General features: G+C 43.2%; 26 protein-coding genes. 9 read left to right on the top strand and 17 right to left on the bottom strand.

From position 1 onward, the window contains the following. Position 1: 1 nt before the first annotated feature. The 9 genes from ACH784_RS16925 to ACH784_RS16885 form a co-directional block, all read right to left on the bottom strand. On the bottom strand, positions 2 to 790 hold the full coding sequence (locus ACH784_RS16925; protein WP_404392168.1) for a TatD family hydrolase: 789 nt from the start codon (positions 788 to 790) through the stop codon (positions 2 to 4). Continuing rightward, complete coding sequence (locus tag ACH784_RS16920; protein ID WP_404392166.1) at positions 790 to 1,260, bottom strand: hypothetical protein; 471 nt, start codon at positions 1,258 to 1,260, stop codon at positions 790 to 792. The genes ACH784_RS16925 and ACH784_RS16920 overlap by 1 nt, the downstream gene beginning before the upstream one ends. Beyond that, positions 1,257 to 2,003, bottom strand: a complete 747-nt coding sequence (gene tatC / locus ACH784_RS16915) for a twin-arginine translocase subunit TatC (RefSeq protein ID WP_404392164.1) — start codon at positions 2,001 to 2,003, stop codon at positions 1,257 to 1,259. Before tatC ends, ACH784_RS16920 begins: the two co-directional genes overlap by 4 nt. 12 nt (positions 2,004 to 2,015) lie before the next feature. Continuing rightward, a complete protein-coding gene (gene tatB, locus ACH784_RS16910) occupies positions 2,016 to 2,348 on the bottom strand; it encodes a Sec-independent protein translocase protein TatB (RefSeq protein WP_404392162.1) in 333 nt (110 codons plus the stop codon). 5 nt (positions 2,349 to 2,353) lie between these two features. Next, a complete protein-coding gene (tatA, locus tag ACH784_RS16905; RefSeq protein ID WP_404392160.1) occupies positions 2,354 to 2,584 on the bottom strand; it encodes a Sec-independent protein translocase subunit TatA in 231 nt (76 codons plus the stop codon). Positions 2,585 to 2,641: 57 nt separating this feature from the next. Continuing rightward, on the bottom strand, positions 2,642 to 4,246 hold the full coding sequence (ubiB, locus tag ACH784_RS16900) for a ubiquinone biosynthesis regulatory protein kinase UbiB (protein ID WP_404392158.1): 1,605 nt from the start codon (positions 4,244 to 4,246) through the stop codon (positions 2,642 to 2,644). Between the two features lie 10 nt (positions 4,247 to 4,256). Further along, positions 4,257 to 4,859: an SCP2 domain-containing protein gene (locus tag ACH784_RS16895; RefSeq protein WP_404392156.1), complete on the bottom strand. Its 603-nt coding sequence runs from the start codon at positions 4,857 to 4,859 to the stop codon at positions 4,257 to 4,259. Positions 4,860 to 4,867: 8 nt separating this feature from the next. Beyond that, on the bottom strand, positions 4,868 to 5,623 hold the full coding sequence (gene ubiE, locus ACH784_RS16890) for a bifunctional demethylmenaquinone methyltransferase/2-methoxy-6-polyprenyl-1,4-benzoquinol methylase UbiE (RefSeq protein ID WP_404392154.1): 756 nt from the start codon (positions 5,621 to 5,623) through the stop codon (positions 4,868 to 4,870). 121 nt (positions 5,624 to 5,744) lie between these two features. Continuing rightward, positions 5,745 to 6,728, bottom strand: coding sequence for a GGDEF domain-containing protein (locus ACH784_RS16885; protein ID WP_404395303.1), 984 nt, complete (start codon positions 6,726 to 6,728; stop codon positions 5,745 to 5,747). A gap of 289 nt (positions 6,729 to 7,017) precedes the next feature. Here ACH784_RS16885 and ACH784_RS16880 point away from each other — a divergent pair, with 289 nt between their 5' ends. Further along, complete coding sequence (locus ACH784_RS16880; protein WP_404392152.1) at positions 7,018 to 8,820, top strand: DUF885 domain-containing protein; 1,803 nt, start codon at positions 7,018 to 7,020, stop codon at positions 8,818 to 8,820. Positions 8,821 to 8,889: 69 nt separating this feature from the next. Here the strand turns inward: ACH784_RS16880 and speE are convergent, their stop codons facing one another. Then, on the bottom strand, positions 8,890 to 9,750 hold the full coding sequence (speE, locus tag ACH784_RS16875; protein WP_404392150.1) for a polyamine aminopropyltransferase: 861 nt from the start codon (positions 9,748 to 9,750) through the stop codon (positions 8,890 to 8,892). A gap of 300 nt (positions 9,751 to 10,050) precedes the next feature. Here speE and speA point away from each other — a divergent pair, with 300 nt between their 5' ends. From speA to ACH784_RS16850, 5 genes are all read left to right on the top strand, one after another. Next, on the top strand, positions 10,051 to 11,931 hold the full coding sequence (gene speA, locus ACH784_RS16870) for a biosynthetic arginine decarboxylase (RefSeq protein WP_404392148.1): 1,881 nt from the start codon (positions 10,051 to 10,053) through the stop codon (positions 11,929 to 11,931). A gap of 112 nt (positions 11,932 to 12,043) precedes the next feature. Next, complete coding sequence (locus tag ACH784_RS16865; protein ID WP_404392146.1) at positions 12,044 to 12,910, top strand: acyltransferase; 867 nt, start codon at positions 12,044 to 12,046, stop codon at positions 12,908 to 12,910. A 15-nt stretch (positions 12,911 to 12,925) separates the two neighbouring features. Then, a complete protein-coding gene (locus ACH784_RS16860) occupies positions 12,926 to 13,840 on the top strand; it encodes an acyltransferase (protein ID WP_404392144.1) in 915 nt (304 codons plus the stop codon). Continuing rightward, on the top strand, positions 13,837 to 15,012 hold the full coding sequence (locus ACH784_RS16855) for a mechanosensitive ion channel family protein (protein WP_404392142.1): 1,176 nt from the start codon (positions 13,837 to 13,839) through the stop codon (positions 15,010 to 15,012). Before ACH784_RS16860 ends, ACH784_RS16855 begins: the two co-directional genes overlap by 4 nt. 268 nt (positions 15,013 to 15,280) lie before the next feature. Then, positions 15,281 to 16,063, top strand: a complete 783-nt coding sequence (locus ACH784_RS16850) for a substrate-binding periplasmic protein (RefSeq protein ID WP_404392140.1) — start codon at positions 15,281 to 15,283, stop codon at positions 16,061 to 16,063. Positions 16,064 to 16,072: 9 nt separating this feature from the next. On the opposite strand, the gene ACH784_RS16845 is transcribed toward ACH784_RS16850, so the two are convergent. From ACH784_RS16845 to ACH784_RS16820, 6 genes are all read right to left on the bottom strand, one after another. Continuing rightward, positions 16,073 to 16,438 carry a nuclear transport factor 2 family protein gene (locus tag ACH784_RS16845; protein WP_404392138.1) on the bottom strand — a complete coding sequence of 122 codons (366 nt, stop codon included), beginning with the start codon at positions 16,436 to 16,438 and terminating at the stop codon, positions 16,073 to 16,075. A 32-nt stretch (positions 16,439 to 16,470) separates the two neighbouring features. Then, positions 16,471 to 16,635 (bottom strand): hypothetical protein, encoded by a 165-nt coding sequence (locus ACH784_RS16840; protein WP_404392136.1) that lies wholly within the window; start codon positions 16,633 to 16,635, stop codon positions 16,471 to 16,473. Positions 16,636 to 16,677: 42 nt separating this feature from the next. Then, complete coding sequence (locus ACH784_RS16835; protein WP_404392134.1) at positions 16,678 to 16,998, bottom strand: helix-turn-helix transcriptional regulator; 321 nt, start codon at positions 16,996 to 16,998, stop codon at positions 16,678 to 16,680. 9 nt (positions 16,999 to 17,007) lie between these two features. After that, entirely contained in the window at positions 17,008 to 17,439 is a 432-nt protein-coding gene (locus ACH784_RS16830) for a hypothetical protein (protein ID WP_404392132.1), read from the bottom strand. Positions 17,440 to 17,668: 229 nt separating this feature from the next. Further along, complete coding sequence (locus tag ACH784_RS16825) at positions 17,669 to 18,013, bottom strand: rhodanese-like domain-containing protein (RefSeq protein ID WP_404392130.1); 345 nt, start codon at positions 18,011 to 18,013, stop codon at positions 17,669 to 17,671. Between the two features lie 4 nt (positions 18,014 to 18,017). Further along, positions 18,018 to 18,206 carry a DUF2892 domain-containing protein gene (locus ACH784_RS16820; protein ID WP_138477730.1) on the bottom strand — a complete coding sequence of 63 codons (189 nt, stop codon included), beginning with the start codon at positions 18,204 to 18,206 and terminating at the stop codon, positions 18,018 to 18,020. A gap of 136 nt (positions 18,207 to 18,342) precedes the next feature. On the opposite strand from ACH784_RS16820, the gene ACH784_RS16815 reads away from it, so the two are divergent. From ACH784_RS16815 to ACH784_RS16805, 3 genes are read left to right on the top strand one after another with little or no spacing between them, the layout of a single operon-like run. Continuing rightward, on the top strand, positions 18,343 to 18,645 hold the full coding sequence (locus ACH784_RS16815; RefSeq protein ID WP_404392128.1) for an ArsR/SmtB family transcription factor: 303 nt from the start codon (positions 18,343 to 18,345) through the stop codon (positions 18,643 to 18,645). Beyond that, complete coding sequence (locus ACH784_RS16810; protein WP_404392126.1) at positions 18,645 to 21,935, top strand: efflux RND transporter permease subunit; 3,291 nt, start codon at positions 18,645 to 18,647, stop codon at positions 21,933 to 21,935. Before ACH784_RS16815 ends, ACH784_RS16810 begins: the two co-directional genes overlap by 1 nt. After that, positions 21,919 to 22,977 carry an efflux RND transporter periplasmic adaptor subunit gene (locus ACH784_RS16805; RefSeq protein WP_404392124.1) on the top strand — a complete coding sequence of 353 codons (1,059 nt, stop codon included), beginning with the start codon at positions 21,919 to 21,921 and terminating at the stop codon, positions 22,975 to 22,977. The genes ACH784_RS16810 and ACH784_RS16805 overlap by 17 nt, the downstream gene beginning before the upstream one ends. A gap of 64 nt (positions 22,978 to 23,041) precedes the next feature. Here the strand turns inward: ACH784_RS16805 and ACH784_RS16800 are convergent, their stop codons facing one another. Beyond that, complete coding sequence (locus ACH784_RS16800; RefSeq protein WP_404392122.1) at positions 23,042 to 23,719, bottom strand: nitroreductase family protein; 678 nt, start codon at positions 23,717 to 23,719, stop codon at positions 23,042 to 23,044. Between the last annotated feature and the right edge of the window lie 29 nt (positions 23,720 to 23,748).

The raw sequence follows: 23,748 nt of genomic DNA, 5'->3' as shown, positions 1-23,748 counted from the left end.
TTTATTTACTCCTTTCGGGAGTAAATAATCGATTAAAATTATCGCTTGTAATTTTAGCTACATGCTCAACACTTTGCCCTCTAAGCTCCGCAGCAACCCTGGCAACTTCGTGTAAAAATGCGGGCTCGTTGCGGCGAGACTTTGGCTTAGGTTTTAAGCTTCGAGGAAGTAAATAAGGGGCATCGGTCTCTAATAACAGGCGATCATCAGGAATTAAAGGCAATAGCTTTTGCAGTTGCTCGCCACGACGTTCATCACATAGCCAGCCTGTGATACCGATACTCAACCCGTATTCGAGATAATACTCAAGCGCTTCACGTTCACCAGTGAAACAATGCAGTACGCCTCTCACAGACACTTTTTCTAACAAGCTTCGCATACTTTCAAAAGCTTCTCTTTCGTGCAAATAAACAGGCATATTCAATTCGCCGGCAAGAGAAAGGTGTTGCTCTAGCACTGTTTTTTGCACATCGCGAGGAGAGAAATCACGATTAAAATCGAGTCCGCACTCGCCAATCGCGACAACTTCAGGATGCACTGTTAATGCTCTAATTTGATCCGCAAAATCAATGGGGGCATCTTTGGCATCGTGGGGATGGATACCTGCCGTACATACATACGAAAACTCTTCAGCAAAACAGAGGCTGTCGTGACTTGATTGCAAACAGCAGCCTATAAGTAGCATGTTGTCTATGCCGGCATGTTTTGCTCGGGAGAGTATGCTTTCCCTATCTTTATCGAACTGGCTACTGCTCAGGTTAACACCAGCGTCAATTAAAAAATGATTCATTATTTGAGGCGTTTTACTCTGTAGGATTTATTTGAGTTTTCTGTTTTCATTAAAAAAGATCCTAAAGACGCGCGTTTAACTATAACCTTGTGTCCAATTTTAGCTCTAAATGAATCCGTGTCTGTTAATTTCCAAATTTGGCCATTTCCTAAAGTAATGGTTCTACTGCCAATTTTTGGCAGTTTAAGCGCTACAATACTAGAGCTTATCTCATCAATTTCTTTCTTTACCTGATTTTCTAGGCCAAATGCATCGTTAGCTTGCTTAGGTTGTACTTCTCTAGTTTGCTGATTTGAAATTGGGCTCTTTTCTAATTCTTTCTTTTTTGTCTTAACGACTTTGTCGTAACACATTAAGCGCTTTAGATCGTTCTCAACTAAGCTACATGCTTCTAAAGCTTGTACATTGATTTGTGACGCGTAGCCTGAGGCCGAAAGTAGTAAAAGCGTTGTCATTAGTATTTTTTTCATAGCTCTTCTTCCTGTTGTTCAGTTGTTTTTTTTGTATAAAAAGCCGCTAAGATGAGACCAAGCTCAAATAACAATAGCATAGGTAGTGCGAGTAAAGTTTGTGATAGAACATCTGGTGGTGTTAAAAACATCGCAATAACAAAAGCACCAACCACTATATATGGGCGCTTTTCTCTTAAACTTTGTGTTGTGGTTGCGCCGCTCCAACAAAGCAGCATGATGGCCACGGGGATTTCAAAGGCCACACCAAAGGCAAAGAATAACTTCAAAATGAAACTTAAATAACTGCTGATGTCTGGTGAAAGCGTCATCATCTCAGGCCCCACACTGGTGAAGAAGCCAAGAATAATTGGCATCACGATGAAGTAGCAAAATGCAATGCCTGAGTAAAATAAGATGATGCTAGAGAAAAGAATAGGGATCAGCATACGTTTTTCGTGCTGATAAAGACCAGGTGCAATAAAGCTCCATACCTGATGCAAAATAAATGGAATGGCCGCAAACAGCGACACAAACAATGTCAGTTTAAAGGGGGCAAAAAACGGTGCCGTTACATCTGTGGCGATCATGGTGCTATTTTCTGGCAAGCTGCTTACCAAGGGGGCCGCTACGAATGCATAAATATCGTTGGCAAAGTAAACTAAGGCAATGAAAATCAACAAAATACTGAGTAACGCTTTCATTAAGCGATTACGCAACTCAATTAAATGGCCAATAAACCCGCTTTGAAGCGATTCGGACATAGTGGGTGCTCGTTATTTCTGATTATCGTTTTTCTGCTCAACGGGAGAGTGTTGAGCGGGTTGTTTATAGCTGTGTTGAACAGACTCAGCAGCTTTTTTAAGTTCTTCTACTGACTCTTTGAGCGCAGGCGCTAAGTCTTCCATATTTTGTTGCTCAGCTTTTTTTAGATTGCTGTGTAACTCATGAATACGAAGCTCTTCATTCACTTCTGCTTTTACAGAATTTGCGACAGATTTTATGGTTTTAATCCAGCGACTAACAGTGCGAATTGCCACAGGTAGACGTTCAGGACCCAACACAACGAGGCCGACGATTAGGACGACCACTAATTCCCACATACCCATAAGGGTTAAACCTTATCTTTTTGCTTTTCTTCAGCTGTCTGGGATTGCTGTTGACTATTGTCTTTTAATTGCTCTGGCTTGCTGGTTTGGTCTTCATCAGAGACTGCTTTTTTAAAGCCTTTCACTGCATTACCTAAATCGCCACCGATGCCGCGTAGTTTTTTAGTACCAAACAAAAGCACTATGATTGCTAAAATAATCAATAGTTGCCAAATACTAATTCCACCTACACCCATAATGACTCCAAATAAAAGAATAAATAAAAATTGATTATACGCCCAGTGGGCAAAATATCACCCTGTTTTACGCCATGCCGCAAGAAATGCAAGCGTTGATGCAATCAGGCTGATAGTGCTCAAGGTTGTTTGCTCTGCTAAAAAGCTCAAGCCAGACACAATAAGTAAGCTCGACGCCAACATACCAAGCAAGATTGGCTTTTGAGAGTTGACCTGAGGCTGTACGATATGATGCTGCTTTTTTTGTTTCAGATTTTGATAGATTAAATCTGGCAGTTCAGGCATTTTTTCTGCCCAAAACGGTAAGTTAGCATACATTTGTTTCAAAACAGAGACAGGGCCTACTTGTTCTTTGACCCAATTCTCCAAGAAAGGTTTCGCCGTTTGCCACAGATCGAGTTGTGGGTAGAGTTGTCTGCCTAAGCCCTCAACATACAGTAAAGTCTTCTGCAGCAATACCAGTTGAGGCTGTACTTCCATATTAAAGCGGCGTGCGGTATTGAATAAGTTAACCAACACATGGCCAAATGAAATTTCAGCAAGGGGCTTGTTGAAAATAGGTTCGCACACCGTCCGAATAGCAAATTCAAATTCTTCAACACAGGTATCGGCAGGCACCCAGCCCGAATCAACGTGAAGCTGTGCGACTTGGCGATAGTCGCGGTTAAAGAAGGCAATAAAGTTTTCGGCAAGGTAGCGCTTGTCTTCTTTATTCAGGGTACCGACAATACCGCAATCGATACCAATATACTTCGGATTTTCAGGGTGTTCACGTGAGACAAAAATGTTGCCTGGGTGCATATCGGCATGAAAGAAGCTGTCTCTGAATACTTGGGTAAAAAAGACTTCAACACCACGCTCAGCGAGCAACTTTAAATTGGTATTTTGTGCTTCAAGGGCATCAATATCAGATACGGGAATACCGTAAATGCGCTCCATCACCAACACATTCTTGCGCGAGTAATCGCTGAATACCTCAGGAATATAGAGCGCGTCAGAATCTATAAAGTTGCGTCTTAGTTGCAAGGCATTAGCCCCTTCACGCTGCAGGTCGAGTTCATCTAATAAAGTTTTACGATACTCTTTTACTACTTCGACGGGGCGAAGACGGCGCGATTCACCAATAAACTTGACGATTACTTTCGCAACTTGAGCCATTAAAGACAAATCGGCATGAATTTGTTTTTCGATATCGGGGCGAATGACCTTAATCACCACATCCTGAGTGCCTGACTCTAGCTCTAGGGTTGCTGTGTGTACTTGGGCAATAGACGCAGACGCCAATGGGGTTTGCTCAAAATTGGCAAAAAGCTCATCAATACTATTAATTTCTAGCGCTTGTTCAATCAGCTTTTGTGCCTTATGGCCTTCAAACGGCTCTACCTTGTCTTGTAGAAGAGCAAGCTCTCGGGCGATATCATCAGGCAGTAAGTCACGGCGTGTAGACAGCATTTGCCCAAACTTGATCCAAACCGGGCCAAGAGATTGCAGGGCTAGGCGAAGGCGATACCCCAGAGGCTTATCTTTGTGCTTATTTTGCAGCCAAAATAAGCTATTTCTGGCGGCTTTTGCAAACCAAGGGAATTTGTCTTTTGGAATGAGATCGTCAAGCCCGTATTGTAAAAGGGTTCGAGTAATTTGATACAAACGCGATGCAGACAAAGTGGCTCCCTTAGCGATTTAAAAGTTGTTCAATTCGTTGTTCGAGTTGCGCAGCATGCTGTTTTATGGCGCGTGTATGCTGTTTAAACTGTTGTAATTCTAGAGGGTGGATTGCAACTTTCAGCTCATCTTGCATAAGTTGCGTAAAAGTATCCGCAAAGATTGTGGCGTTGTGACTTAGACATGCTTTAGTTTGTTGACCTTTTTCAAAGATGAGTTGCGCTGGGGCATCACCAATATAAGCAGAGAGATGTTCAGCCCAATCAATGTCTAACTTGGCAAAAGCACCGCTATAGGCCTGTGCTAAATGTAAGTCACCTTCTAAATCAAGTTTGTCCTGACGAATAAGTTGCGTCATGACACTCGGGTCTTTGAGCTCAGGTAGGGTCTCTAAATGTGCGCTGATCTTACACTCAGCTTGCTCTTGATAGTTGTTGAACAGCATAAACTGTCTGCCAGTGAAAGTGAGCGCATAAGTTGTATGCCAGTCCCGAATTTCAACAGCCAAGGTTTGATGCTTAACCTGATCAAGCGCTAGCTTTAAGTTAGGCTCTTTGTCTAAAAGCAGATTAAGCGCATTTTCAATGGCTGCGCAGGCAAGCGTCGTCAGCATAGTCGATCCTAGTACTTAAAGCCTCGGTGCAATGCGACGATGCCACCTGTCATATTTTGATAGGTTGCTTGTTCGAAGCCCGCGTTTTCCATCATGCTTTTAAGTGTTTCTTGATCTGGGTGCATGCGGATTGATTCAGCAAGGTAGCGGTAAGATTCGCTGTCATTGGCAACCAGTTTGCCCATGTTTGGCAAAATATTGAAAGAATAGAAATCATATAGCTTTGAAAGTGCTTCGTTATCTGTTTTAGAAAATTCTAATACCAGTAAACGACCACCCGGCTTAAGAATGCGGTACATAGAGCGAAGCGCGGCGTCTTTATCTGTGACGTTACGTAAACCAAATGCAATGGTGATCACATCAACACTGTTATCAGGGAATGGCAGCGCCTCGGCATTCATTTGCACATATTCAATGTTGCTCACTAGGCCTAAATCACGCAGTTTGTCACGGCCCACTTTAAGCATAGAGTCGTTAATGTCACCTAAGATAACTTGACCTGTGTCACCCACTAATTGACTGAACTTAGCTGTTAAGTCACCAGTACCGCCGGCAAGGTCTAAAACGCGATGACCTTTACGTACACCTGCACAAGCAATAGCTTGGCGTTTCCAAAGGCGGTGAATACCAAACGACATAAGATCGTTCATGATGTCATATTTGGCCGCAACGGAATGGAATACATCGGCAACCATAGAGGCTTTTGCTTCGCGGTCAACGGTTTTGTAACCAAAGTCAGTGGTATTGTGTTGCGACTCTTTCATCTTTGCTTCTCTAATTGTTTGGCATTGAATTTTCAAGCCATAGTGTACTTGATTGCGGCTAAGAGGTGCAATTTATAACAGATGAATTTGCGTTTGTTTGCGAAAATTTAGGCTTTGTTTGTTACAGCGCAATAAAGGCGGATTGCTGAAGAGAATGTGCCTTATGTGCTGCATGTGTTGCTTTGCGCGCTAGGGCATTGAAATTCTCTTCGTCATTGCGTTTAGCAATGCCGAAAGATAAATCAACTTTTGGTAGGTTTTTATCGCTTTTTGAGCTGACAAACTTAAGTTTTTCTACACCGACGCGGATCTTTTCAGCGATGATATTCGCGGTTTCTGGTTCAATGTCTGACATTAACACCACAAACTCATCTTTCGCAGTGCGTCCGGGTAAGCCACTTTCAAACACATACTTTTGGATCTTTTTCGCCACACGATTTAGCACGACTTCACTAACTAGATCACCAAAGTCTTCAGAAAACTCATGTAGGTTATTGATCTGAATTGAAATAGCGCACAGAGGTTTATCTTGTGCAATCCACAGTTGCGCTTGTTGATTTAAGTAATGACGCTTATACAAACCCGTTTGTACATCAATCAGTTGTTCTTTACGCAGCTTAGTAAGTTGCTGTCTTGCCTCACGATGCATTAAGCGGGTCTTCTGAAGTGTTTCTTTGAACTTCTTATGTTGTTGCAGAATAACATCTGTGTGTTTGGCCAACTGAGTCAGTGCATGTTTGGTTTTTGCGATATTGTGTTCATCTAAACTGTTGACACAAATGCTCACTTGCTCTGCAAAATTGGTAATACTACGCTGAGATTGTTGTGCTGAATTAGCAAGATTTGTTACCACACCATCAACGTTTTTCAGCATGTTTGCTTCCATGTCATGGTTGCGGTTTAAATGCTCGAAGTAAAGTTGTTCTACGAAAATACTGTCGATGTTATGACCTTGCCTGATAGCGTAGTCTAATGTTTGATTGAGCTCGTTATGCGACTTGCTGATATAGGTGTACGCAACTTGATAATTAAGTGGTGTCGGGGGCAATTGATGCTGCTCTAAGAACACACAGACCTTAGTCATTTTTTCTTGAGCTATTACCATTGGATCATGAAACATGATGTTACTACCGCATACCAAATCAAACTAAATACCCACCACCTCCAGTTGATAACTTTGTGATCCATCACAACTGCCTCAGACTACTTTTTTTCTGGTTTTTTGCAAAGAAAAAAATGCATCAAAGCCGCAAATATAAAGAGAAGAAGGGCTTTTTGAATGAAATACGAGCAAAAAGTATTAGTTTATTGAGTTCAGTAGAGGAGGAAATTTTTAGAACCGAGTTTTTATTGAGCTGGTCGCAATTTATTGCATCGACACTTTTATACTCGATATGGTAGAAATAAATCAGTTACAGGATTATAAAAAAGTGAAAAATGTTCGACCAACTCGCCTGTTAAGTGCCTGTGTCCTTTCGGTCACTTTAGCGCTGTCTGGCTGTCAGCTTACTAGTCAGTCTCAAGATGCTCAGTTCACACAATTAACGCAGAAAATCGAAGCATATCGTGGTGATATTAGTCCTTATTCTCGCAAAAACTTAAATGCAGAGTATTTATTGCCCAACCTATCAGCGGCCGAATTGGCAGAGCAAAATAGGCAACGAGTAAACTTTTTAGTGCAATTAGACAGCATAGATGTGTCGCGATTAAGTAGTGAAAACCAGATAAACCACACTATTATTCGTGCTCAAGTACAGAACAAGGTAGATGAATACCAATTCAATGCGCATTACATGCCGCTGACTTCAGAATATGGCTTTCACTCAAGCTTATCATTTATGGTTCGCGGTCATGACTTTAGTAAAAAAGCAGGCTTTGAGTTGTATCTTAAGCGCCTTTCGCAAGTACCGAGGTTTTTTGAGCAAAATATTGCTTGGATGAAGGAAGGTATGAAAGTCGGCTTAACTCAGCCGCAGGCCGTACTGGTTGGCTATGAAGAGTCGATAGCTGCTTATATTCCAAAAAGTATTGAAGAATCTGAGTTTTTTGCACCATTTAAAACAAACACTGCGAAATTAAATAACACTGAATGGCAGGCTTTGCAGGCGCAAGCAAAACAAGTGTTGTCAGGGTCGGTTATTCCTGCGTTCCAAGACTATTTTACATTCTTCACAACAGAATATCGTCCTGCAGCGCGCGAACAAATCGGTATTAGTAGCACACCGAATGGTAAGGCTTTTTATGCGAATCGCGCAAAGCATTACACCACCACGGATATGTCTCCTGAAGAAATTCACCAATTAGGATTACAAGAAGTGGCGCGCATTCGTGCAGAGATGGAGCAAATCATCGAGCAAGTGGGTTTTGAAGGCAGCTTCGCTGAATTTGTTCATTTCTTGCGTACCGATCCACAATTTTATGCCACTACACCAGAGCAGCTGTTAAAAGAAGCCTCTTTTATTGCTAAAAAAATGGATGCGCAGCTACCAAAACTGTTCCATACATTACCACGTCGTCCATATGGTGTAGCACCTGTGCCAGCGAGCATTGCGCCTAAATACACAACGGGTCGTTATTCTGGCGCGCGAAGCGACGATGAGGCTGGCTTTTATTGGGTAAATACTTACGCGCTTGATAAACGTCCATTATATGTTTTAGAAGCGTTAACACTGCATGAAGCCGTGCCGGGACATCACTTACAAATAGCCTTAAATGCTGAGTTGGATTATTTACCTAGTTATCGTCGTAATGCGTATATCTCTGCATTTGGTGAAGGTTGGGGTTTATATTCTGAATATTTAGGGCTAGAAGCGGGCTTCTATCAAGACCCGTACAGCAACTTTGGTCGTTTAACCTACGAAATGTGGCGTGCAGCTCGTTTAGTGGTTGATACCGGTATGCATATGTTTGGATGGAGCCGAGACAGAGCAATGAAGTTTATGCAAGATAATACGGCTTTATCGTTACATAACGTAAAAACAGAAACTGATCGCTACATTTCATGGCCTGGACAAGCACTTTCTTACAAAATAGGTGAATTAACTATTAAGCGTTTACGCCAAGAAGCTGAAACTAAGTTGGGTGATAAATTTGATATTCGAGAGTTCCATCATCAGATTTTACGCCGTGGTTCAGTGCCGTTGTTTTTATTAGAGAAACAAATAGAGATTTACATAACAGAAACGTTACAGAAATAGTTAAAACATATTTCTAGGTATAAAAAAGCCCGATTCAAATCGGGCTTTTTATTGCTGCAATGCAGGCTATTACTTTTCGAAAGCGCGCTTCATAAAGTTTGGTGTTGCTAATGTACCTTTGTGAATACCAACGTTGTAGTATTCGGTATCAAATTGTGCGTTTTGCGCATCTTCTTCACGGAAACCGTCGAAGTTCTCACCTTTACGAGCCATAGTTGCAGACCATAAACCGCTTGGGTAGATTGGTTGCGGGAAAGGCAGTGTTTGTAAATCAGCAAAGCCGACGTCTTTCATTGCATCACGCATTTCTAAAAGTAGTGGCATGTGCATCAGCGGTGATTCACTTTGCTGGATCATGATACCGCCAGGACGAAGTGCATTCAGACAGCTCGTGTAAAACGCGTGATTGAACAAGCCTTCACCTGGACCAACAGGGTCTGTGCCATCAACAATGATCACATCAATTGATTCTGGTGCCGCTTCGCGCATGTACTTGATACCATCATCAAACATCACAGTTGCACGAGGATCGTTGTTTGATTCACATAATTCAGGGAAGTACTTAAGTGACATTTGAGTCACAACTTCGTCGATGTCGATTTGCGTTACTGTTTCAACACCAGGATGTTTTAACACTTCACGCAACGTACCACAGTCACCACCACCAATGATCACCACATTTTTAGGTGCCGGGTGCGAGAAGAGCGCAGGGTGGCTCATCATTTCGTGATAAAAGAAGTTTTCACGAGTACTCACCATAGTACAACCATCGATGATCATCAGGTTGCCAAAGTCAGTTGTTTCAAACATCTCTACTTTTTGAAATGGAGACTGAATCTCATCAAGCTTTTTGTTAATGCGTAAAGAAAACGCACTGCCATCGCGATCACTGATCTCGGTAAACCAACGGTTAGCTTCTAAATTCGACATAAGAATTAAATCACACTGTAAATTGTTAACGGCGCATTTTGCCAGCGCCAGAGTTTATGCTCAATCTTTATTTAAAGATGTTGGGGCAAATTTTTGCACTTCAATCTTGCAGCCAGTTTATTCATTGAAATAAATAAACATTGAAAGGTTTACATACCTTATGCGAGGCTTTGCTTCTCATTAAATAAAGGCTATTAGGTATAGCTTAGCTGTAACTGAGCAAAATGAGTAAAAATACAGTCGCAAATGCGCAAACTGCATATTAAAATGGATGTTTTGCTAGTTTGTTAAGAGGTCGAGATGACTTGGGGTTTAGATACTGCGCGAGCAACATATAACGTAGCGCATTGGAGCGATGGCTACTTTGATATTAACGAGCAAGGTGAGCTGGTTGCATTTCCTGATAAATGCCAAAGCAAGGCACCGATCTCTTTCACAAAATTAACTGAAGAATTTAAAGCACAAGGTTTAACTTTACCTGTGCTTGTTCGTTTTACTGACATTCTGCAAGACAGAGTCGATACCATGACCAACGCATTTGCAAAAGCGTGCGAGCATAAAGGTTATCAGGGCGACTACACGTGTGTTTATCCAATTAAAGTAAATCAGCAGCGCTCAGTCGTAAGTAAGCTGCTTGCTCATCCAAGTGGAAAAGTGGGCTTAGAGGCAGGTTCAAAACCTGAGCTTATGGCTATTTTAGGACTAGCAAAACAACCGATTAAAATTGTTTGTAACGGCTATAAAGACAGTGAGTTCTTGCGTTTGGCATGTATTGGTCAAGCGTTGGGTCATCACGTTAATATCGTAGTCGAAAAGCTCTCAGAGTTAACCACTTTACTGAAAGAAATTGATGACTTAGGCATTGAACCTGCGATTGGTATTCGCATTCGCCTTAACTCGGTTGGTAAGGGCAAATGGCAAAATACCGGTGGTGAGAAAGGCAAATTCGGTCTTACTGCAGGTCAAGTGCTTGAAGCAGTTGAGATGCTCAAAGCCGCGGGCAAGTTGCATTTAATGCAGTTAGTGCACTTTCATATCGGCTCACAAATCGCCAATATCCGTGACATTCAACGTGCGTTGATTGAATGTGCTCGTCACTTTGCTGAGCTCTCTAAAATAGGCGTGCCACTTTGCACTGTTGATGTGGGTGGTGGTTTAGGTGTCGATTACGAAGGCTCGGGTTCACGCAGTGCCTGTTCGATGAACTACACCGTTGATGAATATGCGAAAAACGTGGTGTCGGCGTTTGCGGATGTGTGTGAGCAGCATGGCTTAACACAGCCTGCAATTATCACTGAATCAGGCCGTGCACTCACAGCGCATCATGCAGTATTGATCACTGATGTCATTGACGTTGAAAAAGCCCCGAATCAGGTCGAAGTGAGTCAACCTGATACCGACGCGCACACTATTCTACAAGAGCTATATGGTGTCTATCAGCAAGTGTCACCGCGTATGGCACTTGAAAGCTATCACGATGCGATGCATCTATTCAGCGAAGCCCATGGTCAATATGTGCACGGCTTAGTGAGTATGTTGCAGTGGGCACAAATCGAGCAGCTCTACTTTACTATTTTGCATAAAGTGCGCAGTGCACTAGACAGCAAATCACGTGCTCATCGCGAAGTGCTAGATGACTTAAATGAAAAGCTGGCAGATAAGTTATTTGTTAACTTCTCTTTATTCCAATCGCTGCCAGATGTGTGGGGTATTCAGCAGCTATTCCCTGTGATGCCAATTGAAAACTTGCATACGCCGCTGACTCAACGCGCAATCATTCAAGATATTACCTGTGATTCAGACGGTCAGATCAGAGAATATGTTGAAGGGACCGGCATCGAAGCGAGTTTGCCAATCCCGCAATACAATACCGGTGACCAATATCATATTGCGATGTTTATGGTCGGCGCATATCAAGAGATCTTAGGTGATTTGCATAACTTATTTGGTGATACCGACTCTGTGCATGTTGAGATGACAGAAAACGGTTACCAGTTAACCAATGCAATTAAGGGTGATAGTGTGAATGATGTACTGAAATTTGTGCACTATGAGCCAAATAAATTATCAGAAAACTTCCAGCAACGGGTGTCTGATTTAGCGATCTCTGAGTCGCAAAAACAGCAATATTTAGCTGAACTGCAAGCGGGTCTAGAAGGCTACACTTACTTCGAAGACTAGTGTGAGTTTTAGCCTCCACTTTTGTGTTTGCGTAAAAAACGGTATTATTCACACGCTATATGGCGATATAAGGTGTATCGCCATACTCGTGTTGTGGTAAAGGAAGTCATTCATGTCGTTTTTTCGCAGTATCTTTAGTTTATTATTCTATTGTTTGAACACCTTGTTTTGGTGCGTCCCAATTTTTGTTTTTGGGGTGATCAAACTGATCCCAATAAAACCACTACAGACCTTATTTGGCGCGTTAGCCAAAGGCTGTGCCAGCAATTGGGTTGCTTGTAATAGCCTGATCCAAAACCTTTTCACACCGTACAAAATAGAGCTAACAGGGCTTGATAACCTCAAGCGTAAAGACTGGTATCTGGTGATTGCTAACCACCAAAGTTGGGTAGATATTTTGGTGCTGCAACGAGTACTGCATAACCGAATTCCATTCTTAAATTTCTTTTTAAAGAAAGAGTTATTGTATGTGCCATTTTTAGGTATCGCTTGGTGGGCGCTAGATTTTCCATTTATGACGCGCAGCAGTAAAAGTCAGTTAAAGAAAAATCCTAAACTCAAAGGCAAAGACATCGAGACTACGCGCAAAGCCTGTGAAAAGTTTAAAACCATGCCAGTGAGCATAGTGAATTTTGTCGAAGGCACGCGTTTTACACCTGAAAAGCATACGCGTCAGAAAAGCCCATTTAAGAACTTACTCAAACCCAAAGCTGGTGGTATCGCCTTTGTTATGCAGGCAATGGGTGAGCAAATCAATCAAATCGTAAATGCCACTATTCATTACCCTGATGGCATACCGACCTTCATGGATTTTGCCTCAGGCAAAGTAAAGCGAGTGCAAGTGCATGTAGAAACACAAGCCGTTGATGACAAGCTGATAGGTGACTACAGCAGCGATAACCAGTTCAGAGTGCAGTTTCAAGCTGAGCTAAATACACTTTGGCAACAAAAAGACGCTCAACTTGAAAAGCTGAAATAAGATTAGGAGATGAGTGTGCTAACAAGTGTCATACAATTAATCAGAGGAGCAGTTGCGACAGCTGTTTTAGTACTCAATACTGCATTGTGGGGCACACTGATCTTTTTGCTTGGGTTAGTGAAGTTGCTGGTACCCTTGGCACTAGTATCTCATGCGCTTCATGGTTTTTATAAATGCTGGTGTCGTGGCAATTACTTTGCGCTCAAGCTTAGCGGTGTGCAGTTTTCGACAGATATCGCACCACAGGTGAATGAGCAGGGCTGGTACTTGCTGGTTGCAAACCATATTAGCTGGTTAGATATTATTGTACTTACGGCAATCGATGCCTTGCCCGCTCCTAAATTTTTCTTAAAAGACGAATTAAAATATGTGCCGTTAATTGGCTCCGGCGCTTGGGCCTTGGGTATGCCGTTTATGAAGCGAGCCAGCAAAGCGCAAATTGCGAAAAACCCTAAATTAAAGGGAATGGATGTAGCGCGTACACAAAAAAGCTGTAAGAACTTTAAACATCATCCTACGACTGTGATTAATTTTGCTGAAGGCACCCGTTTTACCCCAAGAAAGCACAGTAAACAAAATTCGCCGTTTAAGCATCTCTTGAAGCCAAAAGCGGGCGGTACAGCCTTTGCGCTTCAAGTATTGGCTGAGCAGTTAGATGGTATGATCAGCACCACCCTTTTTTACCATTCTGACAGCCAGAAAATTTTTCAAAGTTTTATGTTAGGCAAATTAGCTGCAATTGATGTTAAGCTAGACTTTGTGCCATTAGCGCAGGTACCACAGGGTGATTATCAACAAGATAAAACTTACCGTGTGACCTTTCAGCAATATCTCAATGCTCAATGGCAGCATAAAGATACATTGATAGATATATTATCAGCCGAGCAAACTAGTAGTAGCGCGACCGAGAAGGAAGCTTCGCAACTATGACAGACATACATTTGACGCAACTGATAGAACCTTGGTTTGAAAACTCTATGGCGTCGACATTGTTAACTAATTCAGTTGCCAATGTTATCGGCCTGTGCGCATTATGTTTTTTATATTTAGTGACTCGGCGCCTTGTTCTGCCAAGCTTACAAAATATTATTACTCGATTTTCTCCAAGTCGAATTGGGCTATTAAGTCCACAGCTCAATAAGCTTTCAGGGCGACTCTCTTCTCTTATTTGTTGCGTATTATTTTTAGGCTTCTTTGAGCGGGTATTTGTTGCACCTGAATGGTCGTTTGCCATAGGCAAGGTAATGGGGCAAATTCTGTTAGTCATTGTTTCAGGATTGTTGTTTAGCGCCTTCATTAATTTAGGCCATGGTATTTATCAGCAGTTGAAGTTTGCCAAAGAAGTACCGATCCAGGGCTTAGTGCAGGTTGCTAAATTAATTACCTTTATCGTTTGTGCCATTTTATCAATCAGCCTGTTAATTGATAAATCGCCGACCTATATTCTGTCGGGTTTTGGTGCCATTGCAGCCGTGACGTTATTAGTCTTTAAAGACACTATCTTAGGCTTAGTAGCAAGTATTCAAATTGCAGCAAACCGCCTTGTGAGTATTGGCGATTGGATACAGGTTGATGCCTTTGGTGCAGACGGCGAAGTACTTGATTTAGGATTAAATACCGTACGAGTGCGCAATTGGGATAACACCATAACCACGATCCCTACCTATCAACTTATTTCTGATTCATTTAAAAACTGGCGTGCCATGCAGCAATCGTCGGGTAGGCGTATTAAACGACCTATATTTATTGATATGCATAGCCTACAAACTTGGTCTGCCGAAGAGATTGCAAATAAAGCGGCAGAGTTTGGCTTTGAGATAGACACTACGCAGCCTTTGAGTAACGTGTCTGTATTTCGAAAATATGCCGAGCATTATTTAAGGTCACACCCTAAAATCAGTAAAGAGTGTGTGTTGATGGTACGCTCTTTACCGCCCAGTGAAAAAGGCTTGGGGTTAGAGGTCTATTGCTTTAGTAGCAACACGCAATGGGTGCCATATGAGCAATTACAAGCCGAAATCATAGAGTATCTCGTTGCCAAGTTATCAGAGTTCGAGTTACGTCCTTTCCAGGCGGTAACGGGTCAGCTAAAACTTGACTAGTGCCAATCCTTGCCAATACTTAATAATATCTGAGCGTCAGTTGGTAATTATATAACCGCTGAGTTTATGCCTAATCTGGGGCTCAAGGTAATATAATTTTTTTTGCATATTTAGTCGTAAAAAATTGTCATAAAAGTGCATAAATTGAGCCTTGCATATGTTACAGTGCGCGTATTGCGCTACGCTGACAGTGTAGTTGTTTTGTTGCATTTGATACGGAGTTAGAAATCACGCAAGACAATAAGGAGGTGAATAGAGGTAATTTGATTTGACGAAATATACAGCTATCACATTTTTTCTTTTATTGTTTGCTCGAGTTTCTTGGGCCGATCAAACTGTGCATGTGGCCATTGACCACGCCCCACCGTTTAGTCAAATAGATCAGCAAGGTGAGAGCCAAGGCTTGATCATAGACATTCTTTCCGAATTACTTAAAGAGTCTCATCAAGACTACAAAATCAAACCCGTTCCCTGTCCGTTTTCTCGTTGTGTACGCATGCTTTCTCAGGGGCAAGTTGATGTCATGGGGGGGTTAATTAAGACCAATCGCCGTGAACAAACCATGGCTTTTGTGCAACCGCCTTATATGGTGCTGTCGTCTTCTTTTGTTTTTTATGCAAATAAAAACAGTGATATAGAAGTGAATAACTTTGACGAGTTACATGGCAAACGCATTGCTGTGATGCGAGGTGGCGCATATTTTAAAGAATTTGATGAAGATAAAACCCTGAACAGAGTACAAGTAAACTCTGAACATGTGGCATTTGATTTACTGTTAAAAGGGCGAGTTGATTTGGTGTTATCGGTTGAAGACACCGCAGAAGTGGCGATGAAAACACTTAATCAGCCATTCGAGCAGCTAAAGAAAGTAAATTATCGCCATACTAATAACATTTATGGTCATATGGCGTTTAGTCAACGCTTTGCAAAGACGAAATTAGCCGTGCAGTTACAAAGAGCCATGATTAAATTGGCTAAGTCTGGGCAACTTAATCAGTTGGTTGCCCCTTATCAATTACCTGCTATTCCGTCAGCTTTAATTATAGAGTAATTATCCTGATCAGCGTCCCATAAACGTAACGCGTTTAATAAGGCCGTCGATCACTTCATAAGCGGCAATAATTGTCACACTATTGTCGATTACATTTGCATCTTCACTGGCTGATTCAGCCAGCTCGTGGTCCACCAAAATATTGCCCTCTACCATGCGTTTTAGTGAACTGGCATTGAGATATTTGAGAGAGGCGAACTTCTGACCATATCGCTCAATCAGCTTATCTTTACCCTGATATTGTAAGCCGCCAGGGAAAGCATGAATTTCAACATCATCGTGATATGTCGCAGCAAAAGCGTCGATATCACGGTTGTTATAAGCGTCGAGCTGTTTATCAACAGTGGCAATGGTGGTTAGTTCAATTTCAGTCATGAGGTCCTCAGATTTAAGGTGTCAGGTTTAGGCTAAATGTCTTTTCTCGTTTTCAGTGTGCCAGTTATGGCAAACAATAAAGCGGCACATACAATAATGATGTCAGCATAAAAAGGTGGCGTCTGGATGCTTAGCAAAGTCCCAATCATCGTCAATAACAAGCTGCTTGTGTAATAGCTCATGATGATTCTGTCCATGATCTACTCCTTTGTTTAGTGATGGTTACTGTACAGGTCTATTTAAGAAATTAATAAATACAGAATACCCGCGCCCACAAGCCCACCAAATAGTGCTGCAGCACCTAACATCATTAAATGTAGTTTCATATTCACTGTGGTTTGGCTGTCATTGGTTTCTTCAACATCATCGAGGTTGATTAGTGATGACTGCTTTACTTCGAATACCGCACACAAGCTCATCATGGTTTCGCGGCTGGCAACCCCTTCCTTTTCAACCCGTTGAATGGTGCGAAGGCTGAGGCCACATGCATCTGCTAATGACTGCTGGGTCCAATTTTTGTCATTTCTTAACTGTTTTATGGTTTTTTGGTTTAGTTGCATGGCAGTCTCCTAAAGCGAACCGCCGAACCAGCGACCAATGAAGTAACCTACCGCAGCGAAAGCTGCACCAAAAACAAGGCCGTAACAAAAGAAGGTGGCAAATGCCTTGATCATAAGCTTTGGGTTTTGTGCAAACGGTTTTAATGCTTTTCTGCCAACTTTCTTTTTGCCTTTTAATATCAAGCATTCGGTTTCAGAAGTGAGCATATTGATAACGTCAAAGACAACAGTCCACTCAGCGCCTTCATACTCAAAAGTATGCTTACTTTTAAAGCCTAAGTTACGCTTCTCAGAAACCAGTTCATCGTTAATATAGACATATTCTTTGCCGTTTAAGAAATTGGCTTTACAAGCGATTTGGTTATCGCCATCTTGAAAATACAGTTCAAAAGGTAGTTTCTTCGGTAGTGCTTTTTCTTCGTTGTTGATGCTACGAGTCATGGTGCATATTCCCTTAGTTGTTTTGATTAAGTTGGGATAAGCATATTCGGTACGTCAGTATAAAGCGCCGACAGTAATATGTCAGTGCCTTTTTTGTCATAAGACAGTGCGAGTCATTAATTCTAACTTGTTAATTTATATAAGAATAAAAATATTTTTAAGGAGAGGTATGACAGTGTGATGGCAGGGTGAAAGGGCGCTTTGCACAGGGAGTACAAAGCACAAAAGGTTAGAAAGTATTGCAAATATCGTCGGCTTTACAGGTGATCACCGTTACATTTTGATAGCCAATGCGAGTTAGTTGCTCTGCGGCAAATACCGCACGGCCGCCTGCAGCGCAATGTACGTATATGGGCTTGGCGGCATCTTTCACGATTTCAGGTAATTTAAATTCTAGTAAACCCCGTGGCACATTGATTGCGCCAGTAGCTGCTTTTTGCGCGTGCTCTTGAGGCTCGCGTACATCAACAAGTACACCTTCATTATCTTGAATTTCTTGCTTTGCTTGCTCTGCGCTAATGCAGCGCTGATTAGGGCGAACTGTTTTTAATACATCTTGAACAGGAGTCAACATTGAACTATTCCTTAATACCGAGTCGTTTTAAAAAAGTGATCATCGGACACCAAAGCGTGAAAGATGATTGAATTAAATTTATAGCAATAAATACCGTAAACCACACAAAGTTTTCGTGTACGAAGTAGGTTAACAGTAAAGAAATTAACACCATAGTGCCTGCGATTAAGCGCAGTAATGGATGCATAGTCATAGCTCACCTCAAAAATTCAGAACAGAAGATATCAGTCATAATTAGTTTATTAGAAAGTTCTAAATTAGCAAGTTCTAATATTAGACTTTTCTAATGTATGGTTTATACTTGTTGAAAATCGACCGTGGGGACATGTATGCAAATTGAAGATATGGCGCATAACGCAGAGCAAGCTGAGCAGTTATTAAAAATGATGGCGAATAAAAATCGCCTGATGATCTTATGCAGCTTGTTGCAAGGTGAGATGAGCGTGACGCAGCTAAATGAGTCGATACCGTTAACTCAATCGGCACTCTCTCAGCATTTAGCCGCCTTACGAAAAGCCGAATGTGTTGCTACGCGTCGAGATGCGCAAACGATTTACTATCGTCTTACCGATCCTAAGGTTGAGGCGATTTTACAGCAGCTTTATCAACTCTTTTGCCAATCGGGTGAATAATGATGGGATTAGAAAAAGCCATTTCGGCTAGCTTACAGGGTCGTATCCCCATAGTGATCTTGTTATTATCGCTGGTTATGGGGGTAATGGCCCTGCAGTTTACGCCGCGTGAAGAAGAGCCACAAATTGTCGTGCCAATGCTCGATATTCATGTGCAGGCGCCAAACATAGGTGCACCAGAAGTGGTGCGTTTAGTTACTGAGCCACTCGAAAAGTTATTGCTACAAATCCCTGGTGTTGAGCACGTTTACTCTACTACACAAACAGGTCAAGCGGTTGTGACGCTGCGCTTTCATGTTGGTGAAGACAGAGAAAACGCCATTCTCAATACCTACAGCAAGCTTTATGCACACCAAGAGCAAATGGCTCCGGTGATCAGTAATTGGCAGATCAAACCCATAGAAGTGGATGATGTGCCTATTTTAATGTTGGGCTTGTACTCGCAAGATCCCCGTTTATATGGCGACTATGAACTCACGCGCTTTGCTCAAGAGCTATCCAATCACCTGCAACAAATTCCCAATACCAGTGCCATTGAGGTGCTCGCAGGTCGCACCCGTCAAGTTCAAGTCGACTTAGACATCAGTGCGCTGTCTGCACACCAAACCACGCCTTTAGATGTATTACGCGCACTGCAAGTGTCAAATCAATTGCAGCAAGTCGGTCATTTGGTGACGGGCAAACAGCAAATTCAACTTCAAGCGGGCGATGTGCTTCGCGATGTAATACAAGTGGCGAGCCTGCCAGTGAATGTCGTGAACGGTCAGCAAGTATTATTAAAAGACGTTGCAACAGTCACCGATGGCCCAAGCGAGTCAAATCAATATCAGTGGTTGGCCATTGATGATGTGCAGCAAGATTTGCCTCTTGTTACTATTAGTGTTGCCAAGCAAAAAGGCAGTAATGCTGTGGCGGTAGCCGAGCAAACACTGGCAAAAATGGCACAGCTTAAAACTGAGTTATTGCCTGATGAAGTGGATTTCAAAGTACTGCGTAACTATGGCGAAACGGCCAATGAGAAAGTAAATAACCTGACTGCGAGTTTGGCCTTTGCGGTCTTTACTGTGGTGGTCTTTGTCGGAGTCTTTCTAGGCTGGCGCCCAGCTATTGTGGTCGGCTTAGCTGTGCCTATTTGTTATGGCATTACACTGGCGCTAGATTTTGCCTTTGGTTATACCATTAACCGCGTCACCTTATTCGCACTGATCTTGTCTTTAGGTTTATTGGTTGATGATCCAATCACGGGTGTTGATAACATCAGCCGTTTCTTAAAACATGGTAAGAAATCAGACTCGTCAAGCAAGCGCATTCTTGGTGCGATGAGTGAGATTAAAGTGGCGTTGTTGATGTCGACGTTAACCATCGCAGTGGCGTTTGTGCCGATGGCATTTATCACTGGCATGATGGGCCCTTACATGGCACCGATGGCCTTTAATGTGCCAGTGAGTGTGGTGGTTTCGACTGTAGTGGCCTTCTTTGTCTCGCCTTGGCTTGCCAAAAAACTGCTTAAAGGGCATGAAATCGAAGAGCCAGAAATCGGTGAGGGAAAGAGTCTTTATAGCAAGTTAGTGATGCCGCTATTAGACTCGAACAAGAAAGCAAAGTGGTTGCTGTGGTCGGTATTGGTGCTGTTTATGCTGAGCGCTAGTTTACCGGTATTTAGGGCGGTGCCACTTAAGCTACTGCCGTTTGATAACAAGAATGAAGTGCAAATATTGGTTGAACTACCAGAGGGGAGTTCGCTGGAGCAAACCAGCTTGGTGGCACGACAAGTACAACAAGCCGCGTGGCAGCTTAACGAAATCACCGCGGTTGCCGCTTATGTCGGTCAACCTTCGAGTATGGACTTTAATGGCATGGTGCGCGGTTATTACCGACGTCATGCTCCGCATCTTGCTGACTTGCGCGTATTACTTATCGATAAAACTGAGCGCGACCACCAATCTCATGGGGTGGTATTGCGTTTACGTCAGGCGCTGGCTGCCTTCAATCAAAATGGTATCAAGGTCAAAGTGGTTGAAGTGCCACCGGGTCCGCCAGTGTTAAACACCTTAGTGGCCGAAGTCACCGCCGACCCATTTGTTGAAACACCAGTACATTATGAGGCGGCAAATGTGCTGGCTAAACGTTTAGCAAAAGAGCCTCATGTGGTTGAGGTCGACACCTCTATTGCTGAGCTCGCCCCTTTAGCGCGTTTTGTGACAAACAAAGAAAAAGCGGCGTTATCCGGCATTAGCACCCAAGATATCAGCCAAACCCTACAGATAGCGAGCCAAGGTATGCCAGCGGGAGTGCTATATACCCCGCATGAAGCCATGCCAGTGCCGGTGCAACTGCAAGTGCCGTATGAAGTGCGCAATCAATGGCAGTCTTTGGCGGCCGTTCAGTTAACGGGTCAACAGGCATTAAGTAAAGTCGCCAATGATTATGGCCTGGATAGTGCGGCACGACCTTTGGTTGCGCTGTCTGAACTTGGTCAGTGGCAACAACATCATATTGAGCAACCTATTATGCGCAAAGACCTACAAACCGTGGTGTATGTCATGGCGGAGTTAAATGGTCGCACGCCTGCTGAAATCATCGCTGATGTGGTTGCAGATGAAAATCGTACTGAAGAAGACTACCAACCTTGGCAAACACGTACTTTCTTAAATTCAGGCGGCACACAAGGTTGGCAAATGCCTGCAGGCACGAGTTATAGCTTTGGCGGCGAAGGTGAGTGGCGCATTACCGTTGATGTGTTTAGAGATATGGGTATTGCCTTTGCTTTTGCCCTCACGGCGATATTTATCATATTGCGTATGCAAACGGGATCGAACCGCTTGGCGCTGATTATTATGTCGGCCATTCCGTTAACCATGATTGGCATTATGCCGGGCTTTTGGGCGCTAAATCAGTTTGGCGAACGCGTGATTGCGGGCGCTCCTGAACCTATTTTATTCACCGCCACGGCCATGATAGGCATGATAGCGCTGGCAGGCATCGTCATTCGTAATTCACTTATTTTAGTTGAGTTTATCAATCAGGCTCGAGCAGAAGGCATGGCATTAAAGGCGGCCTTGGTGCGTGCAGGTGAGGTGCGTATGCGACCTGTGTTACTCACTGCAGGCACGACTTTATTGGGTAATGCGGTGATCATCCTCGACCCCGTATTTAGCGGGCTGGCTTTGGCCATTATGTTTGGCATTATCGCTTCAACAATTTTCTCGTTGTTAGTGGTGCCAGTGGTGTATTTCTTAGTTTTCAAATCAACCGAGCAACAGGGGCAGCAAGATGCAACAAGTAACTAAAATTGCAGGGATCAGTGCGGCGATGGGCGTGTTAGCGATTGCGATTGCGGCCATGGCTGGGGTGTTTAACGAAAAAATGCCCGCGGGCACAAAAGCCCTTGCGGAAGAATATAATGGTCAAACTCATACCGTGAGTTTGCAAGCAGTGAAAAGTGCTGAAGTCGTCAGCGGCAGCGTCGATGCCAAGTTTAATACGCGCGTGTCGAGCCGTGTGCTGGCGCAGTTAAAAACCTTACACGTACGTGCGGGCGATACCGTATCGGCGGGGCAGTTAATCGCAACCCTTGAAGATGCTGATTTAAAAGCACAAGTACAGCAAGTTAAAGCTCAGCAAAGCGCCAATGACGCTCAGCTTGCACAAGCTAAGAAGCAATTAGAGCGCGTGGTTGCGCTAAAAGCCCAAGGGCTTGTGGCACAAAATCAGGTTGATGAATGGCAAACCAAAGTGAATGAACTAGAAGCGCAGTCTGCGGCTTTGGTTCAGCAGCTTGAAGGCACACAAGTTGCCTTGGGATACACCAAAATTCATGCGCCAATCGATGGTAAAGTGGTAGAGCGCTTACAAGAGCCCGGTGCCATGCTGAGCCCGGGTATGGCGATTGTGTCTTTGTATAACCCAACTAAATTACAAATTCATACACCAGTGCGCGAACAGCAAGCGGCTTTCTTAAAAGTGGGTGATAAATTAAAAGTGTTTGTGCCTGCCGTTGGTTTAACCGAATATGCGTTGATTAGCGAAGTTGTACCAGTCGCCGATAAACAAGCGCGCCGTTTTGCCATCAAGCTCGATATCGGTTTTGCTAAAGAAGTAAAACCGGGTATGTATGCGCAAGTTTTTCTACCGGGCGAAGAGCAAGTCACCATTGTGATCCCGCGTAAACTCGTGAAACGCTATGGACAATTGACCATGGTTGAAGTGGTTGAGCAAGGACAATTGCAAAAGCGCTATGTACGCTTAGGTGAAGCAGTCAATAGCAATGAAGTACAAGTACTGGCTGGGCTAGAAGCGGGTGAAAAAATCGCAATAAAGCCTGCGATTTAATCGACTAAACGTTTGAAAAAAAGGCCACAAACTCTTATGTGGCCTTTTTCTTAGAACGCATTTTTTATAAAAACGTCGCAATCTCTTCCATTGGTTTTTTCACCAGAGCATGCTCTGGCACAGTCGCGTCTTCACTCGGGTAACCTGCAATCAATAACATATAAGGGCGTTCATTATCGCGGTCACGGCCACAAATATCGGTTAAGAAGCTCATCGGTTTTGGCGTGTGTGTCAGCGTCGCTAAGCCCGCATTATGTAGTGCTTGAATTAAGAACCCGGTTGCTAACCCTACAGACTCATGCACATAGTAGTTGGTGTTCTTATCTTCAGTGTGAATACCGCCTTTCTTCTGACTGAACACGGCAATTAACCAAGGCGCGTGCTCAAGATACGGTTTTTGTGCGTCTGTGCCTAACGGCCTTAGGGCATCGAGCCATTCTTCACCTGCTCGACCTTCATAAAAAGAGCGCTCTAGGTCTTCTGCAGCTTGGCGAATTTGCTTTTTTACATCGGCTGAATGAATCGCAACAAAATGCCAAGGTTGGTGATTGGCACCACTTGGTGCCGTGCCTGCGGTTTTAATACAGGCTTCGATGATCTCTTTGGGTACAGGGCGGTCGCTAAAACTGCGGATAGAGTGACGGCGTTTACAGTTATCTAAAAAGCTTTCTGCACGGCTCAGCATCTCGTCTTGTGGGTATTCAATAAAGTCGGTTAACGGTCGGTGTGCGTGGTCTTGCATGTTTCATCCCCTTGATATTCTTAATTGTC

Source organism: Pseudoalteromonas phenolica (genome assembly GCF_044788725.1).
In the GTDB taxonomy this organism is placed as follows: Bacteria; Pseudomonadota; Gammaproteobacteria; order Enterobacterales; family Alteromonadaceae; genus Pseudoalteromonas; species Pseudoalteromonas phenolica_C.
Note: the sequence above shows the minus strand (reverse complement) of the source record. Positions and strands in the feature narration are given on the sequence as shown.